This is a genomic window from Nonomuraea sp. NPDC002799 (genome assembly GCF_053592075.1).
In genome coordinates, this window is the sequence record NZ_JBSFVA010000011.1 from 216,280 (window position 1) to 235,563 (window position 19,284).

Annotated in this window: 17 protein-coding genes; 5 read left to right on the forward strand and 12 right to left on the reverse strand. The window is 71.5% G+C overall.

What is annotated here, in order from left to right; genetic code table 11:
* Positions 1 to 17: 17 nt before the first annotated feature.
* Genes ACWD0F_RS21985 through ACWD0F_RS22000 form a run of 4 tightly spaced genes read right to left on the reverse strand, consistent with a single transcriptional unit; the run spans position 18 to position 3,605 of the window.
* Positions 18 to 1,238, reverse strand: a complete 1,221-nt coding sequence (locus ACWD0F_RS21985; RefSeq protein ID WP_449878195.1) for an ABC transporter permease — start codon at positions 1,236 to 1,238, stop codon at positions 18 to 20.
* The gene (locus ACWD0F_RS21990; RefSeq protein WP_449878197.1) at positions 1,238 to 1,936 is read right to left on the reverse strand and encodes an ABC transporter ATP-binding protein; all 699 of its coding nucleotides are present in this window, start codon (positions 1,934 to 1,936) and stop codon (positions 1,238 to 1,240) included. Before ACWD0F_RS21990 ends, ACWD0F_RS21985 begins: the two co-directional genes overlap by 1 nt.
* A gap of 8 nt (positions 1,937 to 1,944) precedes the next feature.
* The gene (locus ACWD0F_RS21995) at positions 1,945 to 3,072 is read right to left on the reverse strand and encodes a peptidoglycan-binding protein (RefSeq protein ID WP_449878199.1); all 1,128 of its coding nucleotides are present in this window, start codon (positions 3,070 to 3,072) and stop codon (positions 1,945 to 1,947) included.
* Between the two features lie 5 nt (positions 3,073 to 3,077).
* Positions 3,078 to 3,605, reverse strand: coding sequence for a hypothetical protein (locus ACWD0F_RS22000; protein WP_449878201.1), 528 nt, complete (start codon positions 3,603 to 3,605; stop codon positions 3,078 to 3,080).
* Between the two features lie 151 nt (positions 3,606 to 3,756).
* On the opposite strand from ACWD0F_RS22000, the gene ACWD0F_RS22005 reads away from it, so the two are divergent.
* Positions 3,757 to 4,413 carry a response regulator transcription factor gene (locus tag ACWD0F_RS22005; RefSeq protein ID WP_449878202.1) on the forward strand — a complete coding sequence of 219 codons (657 nt, stop codon included), beginning with the start codon at positions 3,757 to 3,759 and terminating at the stop codon, positions 4,411 to 4,413.
* Entirely contained in the window at positions 4,410 to 5,618 is a 1,209-nt protein-coding gene (locus ACWD0F_RS22010; RefSeq protein ID WP_449878203.1) for a sensor histidine kinase, read from the forward strand. Before ACWD0F_RS22005 ends, ACWD0F_RS22010 begins: the two co-directional genes overlap by 4 nt.
* Positions 5,619 to 5,633: 15 nt before the next feature.
* On the opposite strand, the gene ACWD0F_RS22015 is transcribed toward ACWD0F_RS22010, so the two are convergent.
* From ACWD0F_RS22015 to ACWD0F_RS22025, 3 genes are all read right to left on the reverse strand, one after another.
* Entirely contained in the window at positions 5,634 to 6,110 is a 477-nt protein-coding gene (locus ACWD0F_RS22015) for a nucleotidyltransferase domain-containing protein (protein ID WP_449878205.1), read from the reverse strand.
* Between the two features lie 84 nt (positions 6,111 to 6,194).
* Positions 6,195 to 6,602: a DUF7144 family membrane protein gene (locus tag ACWD0F_RS22020; RefSeq protein WP_449878207.1), complete on the reverse strand. Its 408-nt coding sequence runs from the start codon at positions 6,600 to 6,602 to the stop codon at positions 6,195 to 6,197.
* A 190-nt stretch (positions 6,603 to 6,792) separates the two neighbouring features.
* Complete coding sequence (locus ACWD0F_RS22025; RefSeq protein WP_449878209.1) at positions 6,793 to 8,142, reverse strand: ATP-binding protein; 1,350 nt, start codon at positions 8,140 to 8,142, stop codon at positions 6,793 to 6,795.
* Positions 8,143 to 8,317: 175 nt separating this feature from the next.
* Between ACWD0F_RS22025 and ACWD0F_RS22030 the strand changes: the two genes are divergently transcribed.
* Genes ACWD0F_RS22030 through ACWD0F_RS22040 form a run of 3 tightly spaced genes read left to right on the forward strand, consistent with a single transcriptional unit; the run spans position 8,318 to position 12,004 of the window.
* Entirely contained in the window at positions 8,318 to 9,982 is a 1,665-nt protein-coding gene (locus tag ACWD0F_RS22030) for a serine/threonine-protein kinase (protein ID WP_449878211.1), read from the forward strand.
* A complete protein-coding gene (locus tag ACWD0F_RS22035; RefSeq protein WP_449878213.1) occupies positions 9,982 to 11,559 on the forward strand; it encodes a serine/threonine protein kinase in 1,578 nt (525 codons plus the stop codon). The genes ACWD0F_RS22030 and ACWD0F_RS22035 overlap by 1 nt, the downstream gene beginning before the upstream one ends.
* 22 nt (positions 11,560 to 11,581) lie before the next feature.
* A complete protein-coding gene (locus ACWD0F_RS22040) occupies positions 11,582 to 12,004 on the forward strand; it encodes a VOC family protein (protein ID WP_449878215.1) in 423 nt (140 codons plus the stop codon).
* Here ACWD0F_RS22040 and ACWD0F_RS22045 read toward each other — a convergent pair.
* From ACWD0F_RS22045 to ACWD0F_RS22065, 5 genes are all read right to left on the reverse strand, one after another.
* Positions 12,001 to 12,945, reverse strand: a complete 945-nt coding sequence (locus ACWD0F_RS22045; protein WP_449878216.1) for a hypothetical protein — start codon at positions 12,943 to 12,945, stop codon at positions 12,001 to 12,003. The genes ACWD0F_RS22040 and ACWD0F_RS22045 overlap by 4 nt on opposite strands.
* Complete coding sequence (locus tag ACWD0F_RS22050; RefSeq protein ID WP_449878218.1) at positions 12,942 to 15,419, reverse strand: AAA family ATPase; 2,478 nt, start codon at positions 15,417 to 15,419, stop codon at positions 12,942 to 12,944. Before ACWD0F_RS22050 ends, ACWD0F_RS22045 begins: the two co-directional genes overlap by 4 nt.
* On the reverse strand, positions 15,419 to 16,558 hold the full coding sequence (locus ACWD0F_RS22055; protein WP_449878219.1) for an exonuclease SbcCD subunit D: 1,140 nt from the start codon (positions 16,556 to 16,558) through the stop codon (positions 15,419 to 15,421). The genes ACWD0F_RS22050 and ACWD0F_RS22055 overlap by 1 nt, the downstream gene beginning before the upstream one ends.
* A 13-nt stretch (positions 16,559 to 16,571) precedes the next feature.
* Complete coding sequence (locus ACWD0F_RS22060; RefSeq protein ID WP_449878221.1) at positions 16,572 to 18,338, reverse strand: ATP-binding protein; 1,767 nt, start codon at positions 18,336 to 18,338, stop codon at positions 16,572 to 16,574.
* A gap of 428 nt (positions 18,339 to 18,766) precedes the next feature.
* The gene (locus tag ACWD0F_RS22065; protein ID WP_449878222.1) at positions 18,767 to 19,174 is read right to left on the reverse strand and encodes a hypothetical protein; all 408 of its coding nucleotides are present in this window, start codon (positions 19,172 to 19,174) and stop codon (positions 18,767 to 18,769) included.
* Between the last annotated feature and the right edge of the window lie 110 nt (positions 19,175 to 19,284).

The window sequence follows — 19,284 nt, forward strand, 5'->3', positions numbered from 1 at the left end:
CCACCTGTTACGCGGCTCTACGGCGTGGCCAGCGCCTCCGTCGGGGACAGGCGCGCGGCGCGGATGGCCGGGTACAGGCCGGCCACGGCTCCGATGGCCAGCGTCGCCATGAGGCCGCCGGCGGTGGCCCACGCGGGCACGACGGACGGCCAGTCGCTGTAGAGCGCGTACCCCATCGTGACCCCCGTGCCGAGCAGGATGCCGCCGCCCCCGCCGATCGCGGACAGCAGCAGGGACTCGGCGAGGAACTGGGTGCGGATCTGGCCCCTGGTCGCTCCGAGTGAGCGGCGCAGGCCGATCTCCGCGCGGCGTTCGAGGACGGAGATGACCATGGTGTTGGCCACGCCGACCCCGCCCACGAGCAGGGCCACCGCGCCGACGCCGAGCAGCAGGCCGGCGAAGGCCTGGCCGGTCGCCTGCTTGGCGGCCAGCGCGTCGGACGGGCGCGAGACGTCCACCTCGTTCGGCGCCTCGGGGTTGGCCGTGCCGGCCAGCACCTGGCGTACGGACTCCAGCCTGGCCTCCTGCACGCGGGTGTAGAGCGTCGTCGGATGCCCGTCGAAGCGCAGCCGCTCCTCGGCCACCGGCCAGCCGACCAGCACGCCGCTGTCCAGATCGGTGGCCAGCGCCACCGGGTCGAGCACTCCGACGACCGTGAACCGCCGGCCGCCGACGACGACCTGCGTGTCCGCGTTCACCGAGCCGACGCCGAGCCGCTGGGCGGCGCCGGAGCCGAGCACGGCGGCCGGGTAGCGCTCGGTGGCCGCGTTCAGCCAGGTTCCGCTGCGCAGGGTCGCGCCCACGGTCGCGGGCAGGTCGAGGCGGGCGGCGTAGGCGGTGATCCCGCCGGTCTGGGCCTTCGGGATCTCCTCCGAGCGGTAGACCTTGGCCTCCGGGATCTTCGCGATCGACGACACCGCGTCGACGGGGCCGATCCGCTCGATCATCGTCTCCGCCTCCGCCGGCATCCGCGCGACCTCGCCCAAGAGCGTGCTGCCGGAGGAGACGGTGAGCAGGTTGGTGCCCAGCGCGGAGAGGGTGCGGTCGAGCTCCGCGCCCGAGGAGGACGAGAGCCCGACCACGGCGACCATGGCCGCGATGCCGATGGCGATGCCGAGCGCGGACAGGAACGCCCGCAACGGACGGGTGCGCAGGCCGACCGCGCCGACCCGCAGCACGTCACGCGGCCGCATCCGGGCCGGGGACAACTTCGGCCGTCGCACCTCGATGCCGGCCATCACGCCACCCCTGATTCCGCGGGCTCGCGCCGCACGTCCGCCGAGTCGGAGACGATCTCGCCGTCGCGCATGCTCACCTGCCGGGGCAGGTTGCCCGCGATCTCCCGGTCATGCGTGATGATCACGATCGTGGTGCCGCCGGCGTTCAGCTCGTGCAGCAACTCCATCACCCCTGTTCCCGACAGCGAGTCCAGGGCTCCGGTCGGCTCGTCGGCCAGCAGCAGCGGCGGGTCGCCCGCCACGGCCCTGGCGATGGCGACGCGCTGGCGCTCGCCGCCGGACAGCTCGTGGGGCTCGTGGTCCATGCGGTGCCCGAGCCCCACCCGCTCCAGCGCCCGCGCCGCGCGGCGGCGGCGCTCGGCCCTGCGCAGGCCGGTGTAGAGGAGGCCGTCGGCCACGTCGTCCAGCGCCGGGACCCTGGCGGCCAGGTGGAAGGACTGGAAGACGAAACCGATCGTGGTCGCCCGGAGCGCCGAGAGCTGCCCGTCGGACAACGTCGACACGTCGTAGCCGTCGACGCTGACGATCCCCGAGGACGGCCGGTCGAGGGTGCCGACGACGTTGAGCATCGTGGACTTCCCCGAGCCCGAGGGGCCGACGATGGCGACGAGCTCGCCGTGCTGGATCCGCAACGACACCGACCGCAGCGCCGCCACCCCTCCCGGGTACGTCCTGGACACGTCCGAAAGTTCGATCATGGGATGCGTCACTTCGGCATCCCCACGGTCATGCCCTCGGTGAGCCCGTCACCGGTGACCTCGACCCGGCCGCCGGAGAACAGTCCCGTCTCGACGGCGACGTACCGGGACGTGCCGCCTTCGATGATCTCCAGCCCGAACCCGCCCTCCCGCAGCGCCACGAGCGCCGCGATCGGCACGGTCAGGACGTTCTTGCGCTGGGAGGCGGTGAACGTCACGTCCACCGCGGCCTTGTCGAGCCCCTTGGCCGCCTTGCCGCCGCCGATCGAGACGAGCGCCTCGACGCGGGTCTCCGGCTCGGCGTTCTGCCCGTCGCCCGGTACGATGACGGTGGCGACCTCGGTGACCTTGCCGTTCACGCGTTTGCCGTCCGGCAGCGTGACCGTGACCTTGGCGCCCTTCCTGGCCATCCGCTGGTCCTCGGCCGCCAGCACGGCCGTGACGACCTTGGACGTGCCCGTGTAGGTGAGCACCTTCTGGCCGGGCGTGGCCGGCTGGCCCTTCTCGGCCTCCAGGCTCTCCACCCGCACCTTGCCGGGGGCGAAGACGACCCGGCCCAGCTCGACCACGCCCGTCTCGTCGAGGCCGCGGTCCTCCTGCCATTCCATGACGGCCTGGGCCGTGTCATAGGTGAACTCGTCGTCCACCGTGAAGCCGTCGTAGCCCAGCTTGCTCAGGTTGCGCTCCAGGTTCTCGACGTCCTTGCCCTCCATGCCGTACCTGAGGTCGCGGTAGGCGGGCGTGTCGCCGTACAGGAGCATGACCGGCTTGTTGTCCAGCCGGTACAGCGACCTGCCGCGGGTGATCTCCCGGCCGCTGCCGGGCAGCCAGGTGATCGTGCCCGGGCCCCTGCTGACCGCCGTGGTCACCGGGCCGTAGCCGAGCTCGCCGTCGGCGTCCATGGTGTCCTTCAGGGTCTGCCGGTCGACCGTGGCGGTGGCCGGGGGCAGGGCGGCGGCCTGCCGGGTCGGGCCGGCTCCTCCTTCCAGCAGGCCGGTGCTGTTCACCACCACGAACCCGGCGCCGGCGGCGACCAGCACGAGGAGCAGCCCGGCGACCACCTTGCCCCGGCCGCGGCGGCGGCGCGGCCGGGCGGGCGTCGCGGCCGGCTCCGCCTTTCCGTCAAGGGTGGCCATGCCCATCAGAACCCTCCCATGCCGGCCTCGGCCATCTCCTTCTGGCACTTCTCCTGGGCGGCCTTGAAGTCGGGGTCCTCGCCGATTTCGGCGGTGATGCGCACGCCACCGCCCTCGGGGTCGGGGTAACCCTCGACGCCGTTGTCACGCATGCACTGCGCGACCTTGCGCAGGTTCTCCGCCATCTTGGGGTCGCCGCCGCCCGCGAGCTTTCCGCTGGGGGCGTACTGCTTGCAGGCCTCCTGGGCCTTGTCCATCGTCTCCTTGGACCCGTTCTTGTCGAGCTTGAGCAGGACGCCCTTGCCCGGCTCCGGGTCCTCCATGTCGATGCCGTTCTCGCGCATGCACTGGGCGAACTTGAGCGCCTTCTCGTGCGGGTCCCCGCTCGGCTGCGCGCCGGCCGCGGTCGGGGCGCCGGTGCCGGACACCGAGGCCACGTCGGGCCCGCCGCCGGCGTCGGAGCCGCAGCCGGCCAGCAGCAGCACGGCCGCGATGGGCGCCGCGAGCAGGGCGCTCAGGACTGGTCCTCGCATGACATCTCCTCCGTCGAATGGATTTCGCGTACGAGAGAGATGCAATAGGGGCCGCTGTTTCCTCAGCGTTTCCGCCCGGCGGCTTACTCTGACCAAATGCCACCTAGGTCACACTCGGCTCGGCAAACGAAAGAAAGGCCGGGGATACGCCATGCGGGTGCTGGTGGTTGAGGACGAGCGGCTGCTCGCCGACGCGATCGCCGAATGGCTGCGCGAGGACACCCACGCGGTGGACCTGGCTCGTGACGGCGCGGCCGCCCTGGAACGGATCGCGGTCAACGACTACGACGTGGTCGTGCTGGATCGCGACCTGCCGCGTGTGCACGGCGACGAGGTCTGCAGGGAGCTGGTCGAGTCGCGGTCGGACGCGCGGGTGCTGATGCTCACCGCCGCGGCCCAGCTCGACGACCGGGTGACGGGGCTGTCCATGGGGGCCGACGACTACCTGCCGAAGCCGTTCGCCTTTCCCGAGCTGGCCGCCCGCGTGCTGGCGCTGGGGCGGCGCTCGCGCCCCGCGGCGCCGCCCGTGTTACGCCGGGCCGGGATCACGCTCGACCCGGCGCGCAGGGAGGTCTTCAGGAGCGGGCGGTTCGTGCCGCTGTCGAAGAAGGAGTTCGCGGTGCTGGCCGAGCTGATGCGGGCGGACGGCAACGTCGTCTCGGCCGAGCAACTGCTGGAGAAGGCGTGGGACGAGCACGCGGACCCGTTCACGGGGGCGGTCCGGCTCACCATTCTCAAGTTGCGCCGCAAACTCGCCGAGCCGCCGGTCGTGGAGACCGTGGCGGGGGTCGGTTACCGGATCGTATGAGAGCGCCATGGCCGTCCTTCCCGCAGCCGACCCTGCGGCTGCGGCTCACCCTCGTGTACGGCGCCGTCTTCTTCCTCGCCGGGCTGGCCCTGCTCGGCGTCACCTACCTCCTGTTCGACCAGCAGCTCACCGACAGCTTCGAGAACCGGTTCACCCCTGAGCCCGGCCGGAGCAAGGAGCTCATCATCCTGGCGAACGGCGTCGAGCTCAGAGGCGCCCAGGCGGTCGCGCTGCTGCGCCGGCAGGAGGAGACGCTGCGCGGCGCCGCCGTCACCTCGCTGATCACGCAGGGCGCGATCGCGCTGCTCGTGGTCGGGGCCGGAGCCGTGGGGCTCGGCTGGGTGGCCGCCGGCCGGATGCTGGGCCCCCTGCGGCAGGTGACCGCGACCGCCCGCAAGATCGCCGCCGCGCCCATGGCCGAGCGCGGGCTGCACGAGCGGATCGCGCTCCAGGGGCCGGCGGACGAGGTCAAGGAGCTGGCCGACACCTTCGACACCATGGTGCGGCGGCTCGACGAGTCCTTCGACGGGCAGCGCAGGTTCGTGGCGAACGCCTCGCACGAGCTGCGCACGCCGCTGACGATCAACCGGGCGCTGGTCGAGCTGGCCATGCATCGGCGTACGGCCTCGCCGGACGTCAGGGAGCTGGGCGAGAGCCTGCTGGAGATCAACGCCCGCCACGAGCGCCTCATCTCCGGCCTGCTGCTGCTGGCCAGGTCGGAGCAGCCCATCGCCGACCGGTCGCCGGTGGACCTCGCGGACGTGGTGACGCACGTGGTCGAGCAGACCGCCGCCGACGCCCGCGACGCCAAGGTCACCGTGTACGAGGTGACCGCCCAGGCCCCCACCATGGGGGACGCGCTGCTGCTCGAACGGCTGGTGCACAACCTGGTGGAGAACGGCCTGCGGCACAACGTCGACGACGGCACCGGGTGGGTGCGGGTGGTGAGCCGCACCGTGGCGGACGGGCGGGTCGAGGTGGAGGTCGGCAACACCGGGCCGAGCGTGCCGCCGTACGACATCCCGCTGCTCTTCAAGCCCTTCCACCGGCACGGCGCCGAGCGGGTGGTGACGGGGATGAGCGCCGGCCTGGGGTTGTCGATCGTCCGGTCGGTGGCGCTCGCGCACGGCGGTGACGTCCGGGCCAGGCCGCGTGAGGGCGGCGGTCTCATCGTGACGGCCGCCCTTCCCCGGGCCGCCTTCTAGGACGGCGGCCGGCCGCTATCGTTCGGCGAGGTGGCTCAGGATGAGGTCGGCCCGGCTCTGGCGGCCCATGTGGGCGTAGGCTTCGGCCTCGTAGTCCAGGCTGAGGACGGGGACGAGGTGCTCGCCCAGGCTGACCATGCGGCGGTGCTCGGCCGGGTCGGTCACCGGACCCCATGCGCCGTCGGGGTCCCGGATCTGCCCAGCCCCAATGATGTCCACTTCGACACCCTTAAGCTGAAATTTCCCGAAAAAGGAGCGGACTCGCTCCAGCTCCCGCCAGCTCACCGGCTCCACCATCAGCTCGGCGAACCGCTCCGCCACCGTCTCGATGCCCTCGGCGTCGGTCTGGACGTCTAGGTCTCCCACGTGCCCCAGCGGAAGCCCCTGCAGGACGTGGCCGGCGCTGCCGGTCAGCGCCCAGTTGACCTCGTCGAGGGGCAGGCGGCGGACCAGCTCGACGATCGCGGCCCGGTGTGGTTCAGAAACGCGCAAGATCTACCTCCTTCTCCCCCCTTGTATATCCCCTCCGACGCGCTCATGGCCGAGACTTGCTCCGCGCGGGTGATGGGGCGGCGGTCAGGCGGCGATATTCCTGGCTTCATGTCCGTGGACGATCAGCGCGTACAGGACGAGCACGTCCAGGGCGATGACCGCCAGCGACCACCACGGGTTGACCGAGATCCAGGCGAGCTGGGTCATCGCGTTGAGCATCACCAGGATGACCGCGACGACCCGGGCCCAGCCCTGACCGACGCTCACGGCCAGACCGGCTACGAACAGCACCACGCCGAACACCAGATGCGCCCAGCCCCACGCGCTGGCGTCGAAGAACAGCAGCCGGTTCGGCGTGCGGACGTACAGATCGCTGTTCATGACCGCGTACAGGCCGCTGATGACGTTGAACACGCCCGACATCACCATCAGCATCCCGGCGAACCACACCCAGCCGACCCAGCCCGTCACGTGCTTGCTCTGATACGTCATGATCGGAACCTCCTCTTCGGCTCACGGACGACCCGTGAAGCTGATCCGCAGAGGGGGCCGGGCTACGGCTCGATCCCGCAAGAGAAGATCAGCTATAAAGCGGCTCTTCCCCTGCGCAATTCACGCTAATGCCCGCAAAGCCCCAAGCTTCCCAGCCCAAGCCATCAGGCAGCCGGGGCAAGTGCCCGAGTCACACACGCAGGATGGTGACCTGGCGGCCGGACGGCGTGGTCGCCTGCTCGAAGCCGCCGCGTTCCTGCCAAGGCGGGGACTCGGGGCGGCGGTCCATGAGGATGATCTGGCAGGCGGCCTCGTGGTAGCCCTCCTGCTGGATGAGGACCTCGCCGTGCTCGCGCCAGAACACGACGAACTCCCGCAACAGGCGCGGCAGGTCGAAACGGCCGTCCGGCAGCACGAAGCTGTGCGGATCGGCGCGTACGAACCGCTCCGTACGATCACCCAGGACCCGTAGCAAGACCTCTCGATAGATCGGGTTGGCGATCTCGAGGTCCCTGGTGCCCCGGATGAGGCCCAGATCGTGGACGTAGGAGACGTCATCGTCAAAGGCGGCGTCCGTATCCGGCGACGTGCCGGCCACGATCGGCTCGATCACTCGCTTGACGCGGGGCTCGTGCAGCCGGGCCACGAGGGCGTCCAAGTGGATGGCACGTGCCCGGATCAGCCGCTCCTTGGCGTCTTCCGCGTGCCCGGCGGTGATGAGGCCGGTCACTCCCATCTTGAAGGTGATCTCATAGGCGACGGCGTTGACCAGCCATGGTTGTCCTTGGGTCAGCTCGAAGACCCGGTCCACCGCGTCCTTGGTGAACTCCTGGCCGGTCGCCTGGGTGTGCTGGTCGTACAGCTCGGCGATCTCATCGGTGGTGAAGTCGCCCAGGCGCAGCGACTCGGTAATGATGTTGAACGGGCTGGCCGGGTTCGATCCATCGGGCTCGCCGCCTGAGGCGACCTTGTAGTCACGCACGTCGCGCAACCCGCACAGCACCACCGAAGAGGGGAACGGATGGCCTTTCGGCCGCGCGTTGTGACCGTCGCGGAGCTGGCTGAGGATGCTGACCATGCTGTTGCCCTGCAGGGCGTCGATCTCGTCGAGGAGCAGCACCACCCGGCGCGGGCAGCGGCGACACCACTCGCGCAGCGCCGCACGGAACCGGCTGCCCGGGGAGGACTGCGGCCAGGGATCTGGCGGCAGCAGCTCCGCTGGCCATCCCGACCCTTCGGCGGCCTCGCGGAGGGAATCCAGCAGAAGCGACTCCGCCCAGCCGACGTCGTCGCCGGCCGACTTGGCACTCTCGCAGGAGAACATCAGGGCGGCGATGTCGCCCTGAGCGTTCAGCTCGGAGGCCAGGGCGTCCAGTGTGGTCGTCTTGCCGGTCTGCCGGGGCGCGTGCAGCACGAAATAGCGATCCATCTCGACGAGCACGCGGGCCTGGGGGAGCCGCTGCGTGGCGGGCAGCATGTAGTGGCGCTGCGGGTCGCACGGGCCGGTGGTGTTGAAGTATTTCGCTCGGGGTGGCCGCATGGTCACATTCTGCCATCAGATTGATCTGAGTGTCTGGCGCAAGGGAATGTGCGCGGAGCGTCCTGTCGACTTGCCGGGAAGGTTTCCTACGGCTGGGTAACTTCACCACAAATCCGGACTTGAGTCGCTATCGTACGTAAAGATCGCCGCACCTGTCTCAGGAGTCTCTTCTCTCATGGCGCATGTCGAACCGCTGCGGGACGACGATCCGGCGGCCGTAGGGGTATACCGTCTGCTCGGCCGGCTGGGCGCGGGTGGTCAAGGGACCGTTTATCTCGGGCAGGCGCCCGACGGCCGGTCGATCGCGGTCAAGGTGCTGCGGGGCAGCGCCGGGTTCGACGACCGGTTCGCCAAGGAGGTCGAGGCGGCCCGGCGGGTGGAGCCGTTCTGCATCGCGCAGGTGCTCGACGCGTCGCTGGGGCGGCCGTCGTACATCGTGACCGAGTACGTCGACGGGCCCTCGCTGCAGCAGGCCGGCCGTCATACCGGGGCCGACCTGCAGCGGCTGGCCGTCGCCACCGCCACCGCGCTGGCCGCCATCCACCAGGCCGGGGTCGTGCACCGCGACTTCAAGCCGGCGAACGTGCTGCTCGGTCCCGGCGGGCCCCGGGTCATCGACTTCGGCATCGCCAGAGCCGCGGACGCCGCCGCCACGGTGACGAGCGGCATCGTCGGCACGCCCGCGTACATGGCGCCCGAGCAGTTGGGCGGGGAGGCGGTGGGGCCGGCCGCCGATGTGTTCGCCTGGGCCTGCGTGATGGTGTGGGCGGGTACGGACACGCCGCCGTTCGGGCAGGACACGCTGCCTGCGATCATCAACCGCATCCTGCACAACGAGCCGCAGCTCGGTGATCTGCCGCAGCCGTTGCGGTCGATCGTGTACGCCTGCCTGGCCAAGGATCCCCGAGCTCGGCCGACCATGCGCGATGTGCTGCTGCGGCTGCTCGGCGGGCCCGCTTCGCCGCCACAGCCTGGTGTGCGGCCTTGGCCGCAATCCGGGACACAGGGACCTGGACCTGGACCTGGGTACGGACCTGGGCCTGGGCCTGGGCCTGGGTATGGGTATGGGTATGGGCATGGGCCGGTGCCAAGGCCAGGATCTGTGCCGGGCCACGGCCCGATGCCCGGACAGGGCCCGATGCCGGGGGCCGGGGTGGGGCGGGGGCATCGGGCGGGCGGGCCGAGGTCGGTCGGCGTGCCCGTGGCCGTGGGGGTGGCGGGTGTCGTGGTGGCGGCGCTCGTGGGCGGCGTCGTCTGGCTCGCCCCCTGGTCGGGCCGGCCGAGCTCGCTGGCCGACGCGTCACCAAGCCCTTCCACACAGATCACCCAGAACCCGGCCAAGACCTCGAAGTCACCCAAGCCCACCGGCAAGAGCACACCGAAGGCACCCAAGACCTCGGCACCGCCGTCGTCCCAGCCGAGCCCGACGCCGGCCCGTACCACCAAGAAGCCGTCCCCCACCCCGACCAGCAAGAAGCCGACGCCGACCCCCACCACCAAGAAGCCGGTCACCGGCGCCAGGATCAGCATCCTGGCGATCGAGTTGTCCGGCGGTCCGGGCCAGAGCGACGCCGACGGCTGCTACATGCCGCCCGTGCACTTCCAGACCAACGTGGAGTCGTCCCGCCAGGGGGTGTGGGTGTCCGGCGCGTGGCAGGTGGACGGCAGCGTCGTCTCACGGGACAGGTCGTGGGTGCCGGAGGACGACTACACGGCGTTCATGACCTCGGGGCAGTACATGCTCAAGGCCGGCCGCCACACCGTCACCCTCAAGGTCACCTCACCGTCCGTGGTGAGCAAGAGCGTGTCGTTCAGCGTGTGCGCCATGGAGACCTGGTGATGCCGGACGCCATCGGCCCCTATCGGGTGATCGGGCAGCTCGGGGAGGGCGGCCAGGGGATCGTGTACCTCGGTGAGGCCAGTGACGGCACGCGTGTCGCCATCAAGGTGCTGCGGGAGGGCGTGCCCGGGGACGGCCGCTTCGCCAAGGAGATCGCCGCCGCGCGGCGGGTGGAGCCGTTCTGCATCGCGCAGGTGCTCGACGCCTCGCTGGGCGCCCGGCCGTACATCGTGACCGAGTACGTCGAGGGGCCATCCCTGCAGCAGGCGGGCCGGCACGGCGGAGCCGACCTGCAGCGGCTGGCCGTCGCCACCGCCACCGCCCTCGTCGCGATCCACCGGGCCGGGGTCGTGCACCGCGACTTCAAGCCCGCGAACGTCCTGCTCGGGCGGGACGGGCCGCGCGTCATCGACTTCGGCATCGCCCGCGCCATGGACGACCAGGTCACCCGGACCAGCAGCATCGTGGGGACGCCCGCGTACATGGCGCCCGAGCAGTTCGCGGGCGCGCCCGTCGGGCCGGCGACGGACGTGTTCGCGTGGGCGTCCGTGATCGGGTACGCGGCCAGCGGCACCCCGCCGTTCGGCAACGACTCGGTGGTGGGGGTGTTGCGGCGGATCCAGTACGACGAGCCGCAGCTCGGAGGCGTGCCCGAGCCGTTGCGATCGATCGTGTACGCCTGCCTGGCCAAGGATCCACGGGCCCGCCCCGCCATGCAGGACGTCCTCTTCCGCCTCATCGGCGCCCCTGCCCCACCCCCCGGCGCCCCGCCCCAAGGCAGCTACCCGAACGGCCCCATACCGGCCGCACCCATGGGGGGCGGCTACCCAGGCGGCCCCATACCGGCCGCACCCATGGGCACCGGTTACCCAGGCGGACCGACGCCGGCGTCACCTCAAGGACCGGGTGGCTACCCTCGTCATCCGGGAGCGCGCCGCCATGCCGAAGCCACGAACCCCTCCTCCTCCCGCCTGCTCCCCGCCCTCGTGGCCGGCGGCACGGCGATGACCGTCACCGCCGCCGCCGTCGTCGCCTGGATCTGGCTCCCCCTCTCCCCCGGCGACCCCAGCACCGACACCGCCGCCATCGCCACCACGGCCACCACTCCCCCACCCTCCCTGCCCACCAGCGGGAAGCAGTCCGCCAGAACCCGCCGCCCACCCCCCACCAAGAGCACGAAGACCCCGCAGCGGACCAAGACCACCACCCCGGCGACCACGGAACCCACCACGAGCAGCAGCCCGACCACGAGACCCACCACCGCCAAGCCGACCGCGACCTCGGGCGGCGTGCGGTCGGTGTCCTTCACCTACGAGGGCATCCGGCTCGGAGACTGCTGGCGCTCCGACCTGAACATCTGGGCCACCGTCTCGGCCTCCGGCACCTACAGCTACCGCTGGCTGGTCAACGGCCAGAATCAGGGCAGGAAACAGGGCAGCTCGGGCACCAAGCCACTACTGCCGTCCATCGTCTGGAAGAAAGCCGGCACACACCAGGTCGTCCTCGACGTGATCACGCCGACGAGCCGCCAGAAGAGCGCCACCGTGAACATCTGTGACTTCGACAAGGGCTGGTAACACCGGCGCCGAAAGGACGACGATGACACCCACGATCCCCCGGTTCCATCTGGCGATGCCCGTGGACGACCTGGAGGCGGCCCGCCACTTCTACGGCGACCTCATCGGCTGCGCCCAGGGCCGCAGCTCCGACACCTGGATCGACTGGAACCTGCACGGCCACCAGTTCGTCACCCACCTGGCCCCCACCCGCCCGCAACCGGCGCACAACCCGGTGGACGGCCACGACGTACCGGTCCCACATTTCGGTCTCATCCTGACCATTCCCGGCTTTCAGGAACTGGCCGCCCGGTTCCGCGACGCGGGCACCGAGTTCGTCATCGAGCCGTACCTCCGCTTCGAGGGCCTGCCCGGCGAGCAGTGGACGATGTTCCTGCTCGATCCGGCGGGCAACGCCCTGGAGTTCAAGGCGTTCGCCGACGACGCGCAGGTGTTCGCGATCTAGGCGAGCGCGACCGACCGCAGCGCGCGGTACAGCAGCCGCGAATCGCCCAGATGGTGCCGCAACAGCTTCTCCAGGCCGCCGATCGGCACCAGGTTCTGGGGCGCGCGCGGATCCTTGTAGTCCACCCCGGCCAGCGGCTGCAGGGCCAGGGTGACGGAGTCGGCCAGGCGCACCACCGCGGCCGGATCCAGGTCAGCGCTGGCCTCGCACCGGGCGATGCCCGCCCACGGGGCCGGCGACTGGACCGGAAGCCGGACGTACCAGGCGTGCCGCCGCCAGCTCGTGCCCATCAGGAACACCGGCGTGCGCTGCCCAGGCGTGAGCGCGGCGACCACCGCGGACTGCGGGGACGGCAGGTAGGCGGCGTGGTGGGTCTTGATGTAGCCGACCGTGCGCGGCAGGTGGGTGCGCCCGCGCAACGGCCCGTCCACCAGCAGCAGGTCCTCGCCGTGAGACCGGTGCCGCACCGCCAGGTCCACCTCCAGTTGGGTGACCTGGCGCTGCAGCGCCAGGGACAACTCCTCGAAGCTGGAGTCGGCGGCCTTGCTGGGCTGGTAGGTGGCGTGCGCGGTCTTGACCTCCGGCGTGTACGGCGAAGCCGAGATGAGCGTCCGGTTGACCTCGATCGCCGCCAGATCGGCCCCCTCGGGACCGCATCGCACGATGCCGGCCGCGTAGGAGGCCGCGATCCCGGGCACCGGCATGGGCACCTCGGCGTCGTGCACCCACACGCGGGCGTCGATCCGCCGTACACCGTCGATGACCAGCAACGTCTCCGGAGCCTCGGCGTCGGGTCCCGGCGTGACGGGTTTCCAGTCGGCGGCCGGGCGTTCGACGTCCATCACCAGCTCGGCGCTCGTGGCACCCAGCTCGGCGAGGGCCTCGACGGCGAGGGCGGCGGCGTAGCCCGGATCCCACGGGTCGACGGTGAAGCCTGTCAAATGCCCGCCTTCCGGACGTGGGAGCCCTTCGCGTCACGCTGGACCTCGAAGCGTACCGGCACCCGCTCGGCCAGCGCGGGCACATGGGTGACGACGCCGATCATGCGCTCCTGGCCGGCGGCGAGGCGTTCGAGGGTGGTGGCCACGGTGTCCAGCGTGGCCGGGTCGAGGGTGCCGAAGCCCTCGTCGAGGAAGATCGAGTCGAGCCCCCTGGCGACGGCGCCGGACAGCGCCAGGGCCAGGGCCAGGGCGGCCTGGAAGGTCTCGCCGCCGGAGAGCGTGCGGGCGCTGCGCCGCAGGCCCGCCTCGCCGTAGTCGATGACCTCGATGTCGCCGGTCTTGTCGCTGAGCGCCAGCTCGTACTGGCCGTCGGACAGCTCGCGCAACGTCTCGGAAGCCCCGGCGACCAGGATGGCGAGGGCTTCGGCGCAGAGCCAGCGTTCGAAGGCGTTGGCCCGCAGCCGCAGGGCCAGCTCGTGGGCGACCTTGGCCTCGTGCTCCTTCTGGGTTGCCGCCACCTCCAGCTCGGCGGCGCGCTTGCGGTCCTCGCTTACCCGTTCGAGCGCGCCTTCCACGCGCGCGGCCGTCGCGGCGACGGCGGCGCCGAGCTGGTCGGGAGAGGCGTCGCGCGGCGGGACGATGCCGTGCTCGGCCAGGCGCTCGCCCAGCTTGCGGCGCTCGGCGGCGAGTCTGGCGGTGGCCTGGGCGAGCTCGTCCTCGCGCGCGGCCAGCGCGGCGCGCCCGGCCTGCGCGGCCTGGTCCCGCCAGGCGAGCAGCTCCGTCCAGGCCCGGTGCAGGTCCTCGCGGGTGAGCGGCGGCGGTGGCTCCTCGTGGGCGCCGGAGACGAGGAGGCGGTCGCGGGTGCCCTCCAGGGTGCGCCAGGCGGTCTCGGCCTGGCGTTCGATCTGCTGCACCTCGGCCCGTGCCTGCTCCAGCTTCTTGCGGGCGGCGCGTACGGCGTTCCGCGCCTGGGCGGACAGCTCGTCGGCCTTGGCGATGGCGGCCAGCCGCCCTTCGATCTCGGCCCGGTCACCGGGGGCGGGCAGCGCGGCCAGCTCGGACGCGAGGCGGGTGGCCCGCTCGGCCAGCATCGCCGCCGACGTCTCGGCCCTGGCCTGCGCGGACCGCCCACGGACGGCCAGCTCGCGCGCCGCCGCCAGGGCACGATCGGCGGCGAGCAACTCGGAGTCCGCGTGGCCCGCGTGACCAGCCTGGGCGGCCTGGCCGGACGACTCCGCGCCCGCACGACCCGCGTGGCCGGGCAGCTCGGCGACCGGATGCCGACATACCGGGCACGGTTCCCCCACGGTCAGCCGCTGCGCCAGGTCGGCGGCGGTGTGCGCGTCCCGCAGCCGCTCCCGTTCGCGCTCGGCGTCGACCAGCGCCTGTTCGGCGGCGGCGACCCGCGTCAGGATGCCCTCCAGCGCCTCGGCCTCCGCCCCGGCCGCGGCCCCGGCGGAGGCGGTCTCCGCCGTCAGCCGCTCGCGGGCGTCCAGGGCGGACAGCGCCGCCATCGGCTCGGCCCGATCGCCCAGCGCCGCCCGCGCCTCGTACGCCTCATGATCGTCTGCTTCCAGGGACGCCACCTCGGCGGCCAGCCCGTCGATGGACTCGGCGGCGGCCCGCCGGGTGGCGGCCAGGGTCGGCACCGCGGCGGGCATCCGCAACGACGACAACACCGACTGCCGCTCGGCCACGGCCGCCCGCTCCTGCTCGGCCCGCCGGATGTCGCCCTCGCGGGCCCGCAGCAGGTCCAGGTCGGTGTCGATGCTCTCCGTCAGCCGCCGCAGCGCGGTCAGCCGGTCGGCCAGCTCCCGCTCGGCCTCCTCGGTGGCGCCCGACAACCGGGCGAGCTGGTCGCGGGCGAAGGAGGCGGCCTGCTTGGCGCTCTCCTCCTCACGGGCCGCCTGCTGCCTGATCAGCTCGTACACGTCGGCGTCGAGGAGCTGCACCAGCAGGTCCTGGCGCTCGCGCGGCGCGGCGTGCAGGAACTCGGCGAAGCGCCCCTGCGGCAACACCACGCACTGGGTGAAGAACTTGTACTCAAGGCCGGTGACCCGCTGCACCTCGGGCGTGACGTTCTCGCCCTCGGCCAGGGGTTTGACCACCGCCTCGTACGCGTCGGCGAGCGCCGCGGCCGGATCCAGCTCGTCGATCCTGGCCTCTTTGGTGCGCACCGCGCCCTTGGCGTCGCGCACCATGGACCGGACCACGCCGTAGCGCCGCCCGTCGCTCTCGAACACCAGCGCCACCTTGCCGGAGCTCGCCGAGGGCGCCAGGGCGTGCGCGATCACGTTCTCCTTGCCCCAGCGGGGCACCGTGCCGTACAGGGCGAAGCAGATCGCGTCGATGATCGTGCTCTTGCCCGCGCCGGTCGGCCCGACCAGGGCGAAGTATTCGATGTCGGAGAAGTCGACGCTCACCGGCTCGCGGAAGCTGCCGAAGTGGTCGAGGTGCAGCAACAGCGGGCGCATCAGCTCGTCACCTCGTCGTAGAGCCGGTCGAACAGCGTGGCCACCTGCTCGTCGTGGCGTCCGGTGGCCGTCAGATACTCGCGGAACAGCTCGCGCGGGCTGCGGCCGGCCGTGCCGCCCTTCCGGGTGGCGGGCACCGGGCGGAACCGCTCGTCCAGCATGACGTCGACGGAGCCGGGCAGCAGGTCGCGTACGTCGTCGGCCAGGCCGACCCGGGGTTTCTCCTCCACGATGACCTTGAGCCAGTCGTCTCCCGGCTCCAGCCCTTCGAGCTGCTCCAGCGTGCCGCGTACCGTCCGCAGCTTGCGAGCGGAGGCGAACGTCAGCTCCCGCACCACCGCGGGGCGGCCCGGCTCGACCTCAACCAGCAGCGCGCCCGGGGTGTTGCCCTCCTCGCCGAAGTCGACGGCGATGGGCGAGCCGCTGTACCAGATCGGGCAGGGGCCGGGGATCTGCTGGCGGCGGTGCAGGTGGCCGAGGGCGGCGTACTGGGTGGCAGGCGGGAACGCGGTCGGCTCGAAGTAGTAGGAGAAGATCGACTGGGCCTCCCGCTCGCCGCCGCCGAGCGCGCCGCCGGGCAGGGTGCCGTGCGTGGTGACCAGGTTGACGGTGTCGTTCTCGAAGCCGGCGGTCAGCGCGCCCATCAGCTCGGAGATCCGGGCGGCGTAGTCGCGGTTGTGGTCGGCGGCGCCGCCGGTCAATACCTCGGCGGCGCGTACGACGTAGCGGTGGGACAGGAACGGCAGCACGGCCAGGCGCACCGGCTCGCCGGAACGCGCGGTGAAGGCCAGCGTGCCGCCCGCGTCGGGGCGGCGGAAGGCGCCGACGACGTGCATGCCGAGCTTGCCGAGCACCGGCCGGTAGACCTCCAGGAGCTGGGGGTTGTCGTGGTTGCCCGCCAGCACGATGACGTCGCGGCCGTCGCCGCGCAGGGCCATGAGGGCGTTCAGCACCAGCGACTGGGCCTCGGGCGTGGGGGCCGAGGTGTCGAAGAGGTCCCCGGCCACGATGACGGCGTCCACGTCGTGCGTACGGGCGGCGGCGTAGAGCTCGCGCAGCACGGCGCGATGCTCCTCGATGCGGGGCCGCCCCTTGAGCACCTTGCCCACGTGCCAGTCCGCGGTGTGCAGGATCTTCACTGAACCCCCAGGATCAGAACGGCGGGATGTCGTCTTCGACGCCGGGCAGCCCCTGGAACGGGTCCGCCGGGGCCCTGCTCCCCTGGACCGCCGGGGTCGCCGCCTCCGCCGGCCGCGTCGCCCAGGCCGGGAACGGGAACGCGACGGCCAGCGGCACCGGGATCTCCGGCTGCGCCACGAACATGGTGCCCGGCTTGGCGATCGTGGCGCGTTCGCGCACGGCCGTGGGCAGCCAGCCGTACTCGGACCTGGCGGCCTCGGCCGGGTCCAGGCGGCCGGCGACGCGTACGGCGCTGTTGGAGACGATGCGGCGCTCCACCTCGGAGGCGGTCTGCTGAGCGCCGATGAGGATCACGCCCAGCGAGCGCCCCCGCTCGGCGACGTCGAGCAGGATCTCCTTGATCGGGGAGTCGCCCTCGCGCGGCGCGTACTTGTTCAGCTCGTCGAGCACCACGAACAGCAGCGGCCTGGCCGTGCCCGAGGACTCCTTGCGGTGGAACTCCCCGCGCAGCACCACGCCGACCACGAACCGCTGCGCCCGCTCCGGCAGGTTGTGCAGGTCCACGATCGAGACCTGCGCGTCGGAGGTCTTGACGGAGTGGTTGCGGTAGAACGGCAGGTCGCCGCGGACGATCGGGGACAGCGGGCGCACGGCGCTGCGCAGCCTGCGCAGGAACGCGTTGACGGTGCCGAGCGGGGTCTGCGCGCCGGTCCACTGCTGGCGGCTGCCCTCGTCCTGGAGCTGGTCGGACAGCAGCTCGACCAGGTCGGAGAAGGTACGGCAGGTGGTGCCCTGCACCCTGATCGCGCCGCCGTCGCCCACCGGCTCCGCCCACGCCTTCAGCCGGGCGGCGACCGTCCCCACCAGCAGCGAGTATCCGGCCCGCTCGTCGTCGGCGTCGGCGAAGACGAACCGCAGCAGCTCGTCCTCGCAGAACTCGACCAGCGTCCAGTAGAAGGCGCTGACCCCCTGGGTGCGCGCGGCGACGTGCGGCACCCCGTTGGGGTCGTTCGGCCGGGGCGGGGCGAAGACGTGGACGCTGCCGAACGGCCGCGCGGGCAGGCCCAGCCTGGCGTAGACGCCGCGGGCCTTCTCGTCGAGCCGGACGTTGTCGTGGTCGAGGAAGAGCAGGTCCTCGCCCTTGACCGAGAAGATGAGCGCCTTGGTGTTGGCCGCCTCACCCTCCAGCACCCCCGAGTTGAAGATCGAGTAGAGCAGGAAGGTCGCGAACGAGGTCTTGGTGGCCACGCCCGACACGCCGGAGATCGACACGTGCGCGCCACGGGTGCCGTCGAGGAAGTCGAAGTTGACGTAGAGAGGCAGGCCGTCGCGGCCCAGGCCGATGGGGATGCGCCGGTCCATCACGTCGAAGTAGAGCGCCTGGTCGCGGTCGCCCGCACCGGCCAGGTAGACCTTGGAGCCGGGCAGCGGCGGCACGAACACCTCCGGCTCGACCCTGGTCACCCGCACTTCGGCCACCTCGATCACGGCGGCGGGCAGCGCGCCGTCGGCGATGAGGAAGACGTCGGAGTCGTAGGCGGCGCCCTCGTGCCTGGCCTCCACGGTCGTCACCACGCCCGCGACCAGCACCATGCCGTAGCCCGGCACGTCGCGCCTGGTCACCACGACGTCGTCCAGCTGCAGGACCTTGCCCTGCTCCAGACCGACCCAGAAGGACAGCGGCGAGGCCGCCTGTGTGCCGAGCACCCGGCCGACCACCTCACCGGCCACTTCCGCCTGATCGGTGGCCTCCCGGCTCGCCGCCCCGTTGACCGTCACGAATCCCTCCGCCCCCACACATGCCCGTCAATGGGAGCGTAGTGGCGGTCGAGGGGTGCGTCCGGCCAGTTCCCCGAACGTCGGCGCCCGTGTCCGGCCAGGACACGCACGGCACGGCCTGCTACACGCACCTGCGCTCAACCTCAGGTCGTACGGTCACCCTGAGGTGGCCCATGCCGCGCCGCGAAACGGACTGCAGCCTTCTGGCACCCAGCCCAGCTCGTCTCCTTGGCGGGTGGTCAACAGGGCGCGCCTGTTCACCGTTTCGCGTGCGTGCGACGGCGTTTCGCGTGCGTGCGACGGCGAAGACTGAGTGGACCCAGCCATCGAGCAGCCCCCTCCTGTTTGCCTCCACGAGCTCTGCAGCGAACGTACGCGCCGCCTCCGACATTTCCGGGACGGACACATCGTGGAGCGCGCGGATTCTCCTAGAAGCGGAGGTGGCGTCCGCTTTCCCTTTCGACGATGAGTCGTCCTCCAAGCGGAGCACGCAGTCGAACATCCACGGCGTATGGATGACCAACCCCCGAACCTCGCACCGTTCCCCAGGACAACGAGGGAGCGCACTCGTTGTAGACCTGTACGCCCACTGTCACCAGAGCGGCGGTCTCTTCCACTGCCGTGTCCACCACTCGCTGGCAGAAGGTGCCATCGGGCCTCGGCTTGCTGAACATCAGTTCCACGCGCAGAGTACGTCCGTCGGCCAGCGGTTGCACCTCCGCGATCCGCCACCAGCGCGGTAGGTTGATCCGCACGGTTGCGAAGAGGATGGCGACGGCTACCAGCAGCAGAAGCCCAAGGATGATACTGAGCCTGCTACGGCGAGTGGTGAACATGAGGTGACGGTTCCTGCTTACGCTTGGCGATGCGGTTGCCGCAGGCCAGGGCCACATCGTGGATATCGGTGACTCCGGCCTCGCAGCTGGTCTTCAGCGGTGTCCCGTCG

What these genes read in the sequence shown, in the direction of transcription:
- ACWD0F_RS21985 (WP_449878195.1), bottom strand. Translation starts at nt 1,238, where the DNA reads ATGGCCGGCATCGAGGTGCGACGGCCGAAGTTGTCCCCGGCCCGGATG.
- ACWD0F_RS21990 (WP_449878197.1), bottom strand. Translation starts at nt 1,936, where the DNA reads ATGATCGAACTTTCGGACGTGTCCAGGACGTACCCGGGAGGGGTGGCG.
- ACWD0F_RS21995 (WP_449878199.1), bottom strand. Translation starts at nt 3,072, where the DNA reads ATGGCCACCCTTGACGGAAAGGCGGAGCCGGCCGCGACGCCCGCCCGG.
- ACWD0F_RS22000 (WP_449878201.1), bottom strand. Translation starts at nt 3,605, where the DNA reads ATGCGAGGACCAGTCCTGAGCGCCCTGCTCGCGGCGCCCATCGCGGCC.
- ACWD0F_RS22005 (WP_449878202.1), top strand. Translation starts at nt 3,757, where the DNA reads ATGCGGGTGCTGGTGGTTGAGGACGAGCGGCTGCTCGCCGACGCGATC.
- ACWD0F_RS22010 (WP_449878203.1), top strand. Translation starts at nt 4,410, where the DNA reads ATGAGAGCGCCATGGCCGTCCTTCCCGCAGCCGACCCTGCGGCTGCGG.
- ACWD0F_RS22020 (WP_449878207.1), bottom strand. Translation starts at nt 6,602, where the DNA reads ATGACGTATCAGAGCAAGCACGTGACGGGCTGGGTCGGCTGGGTGTGG.
- ACWD0F_RS22025 (WP_449878209.1), bottom strand. Translation starts at nt 8,142, where the DNA reads ATGCGGCCACCCCGAGCGAAATACTTCAACACCACCGGCCCGTGCGAC.
- ACWD0F_RS22030 (WP_449878211.1), top strand. Translation starts at nt 8,318, where the DNA reads ATGGCGCATGTCGAACCGCTGCGGGACGACGATCCGGCGGCCGTAGGG.
- ACWD0F_RS22035 (WP_449878213.1), top strand. Translation starts at nt 9,982, where the DNA reads ATGCCGGACGCCATCGGCCCCTATCGGGTGATCGGGCAGCTCGGGGAG.
- ACWD0F_RS22040 (WP_449878215.1), top strand. Translation starts at nt 11,582, where the DNA reads ATGACACCCACGATCCCCCGGTTCCATCTGGCGATGCCCGTGGACGAC.
- ACWD0F_RS22050 (WP_449878218.1), bottom strand. Translation starts at nt 15,419, where the DNA reads ATGCGCCCGCTGTTGCTGCACCTCGACCACTTCGGCAGCTTCCGCGAG.
- ACWD0F_RS22065 (WP_449878222.1), bottom strand. Translation starts at nt 19,174, where the DNA reads ATGTTCACCACTCGCCGTAGCAGGCTCAGTATCATCCTTGGGCTTCTG.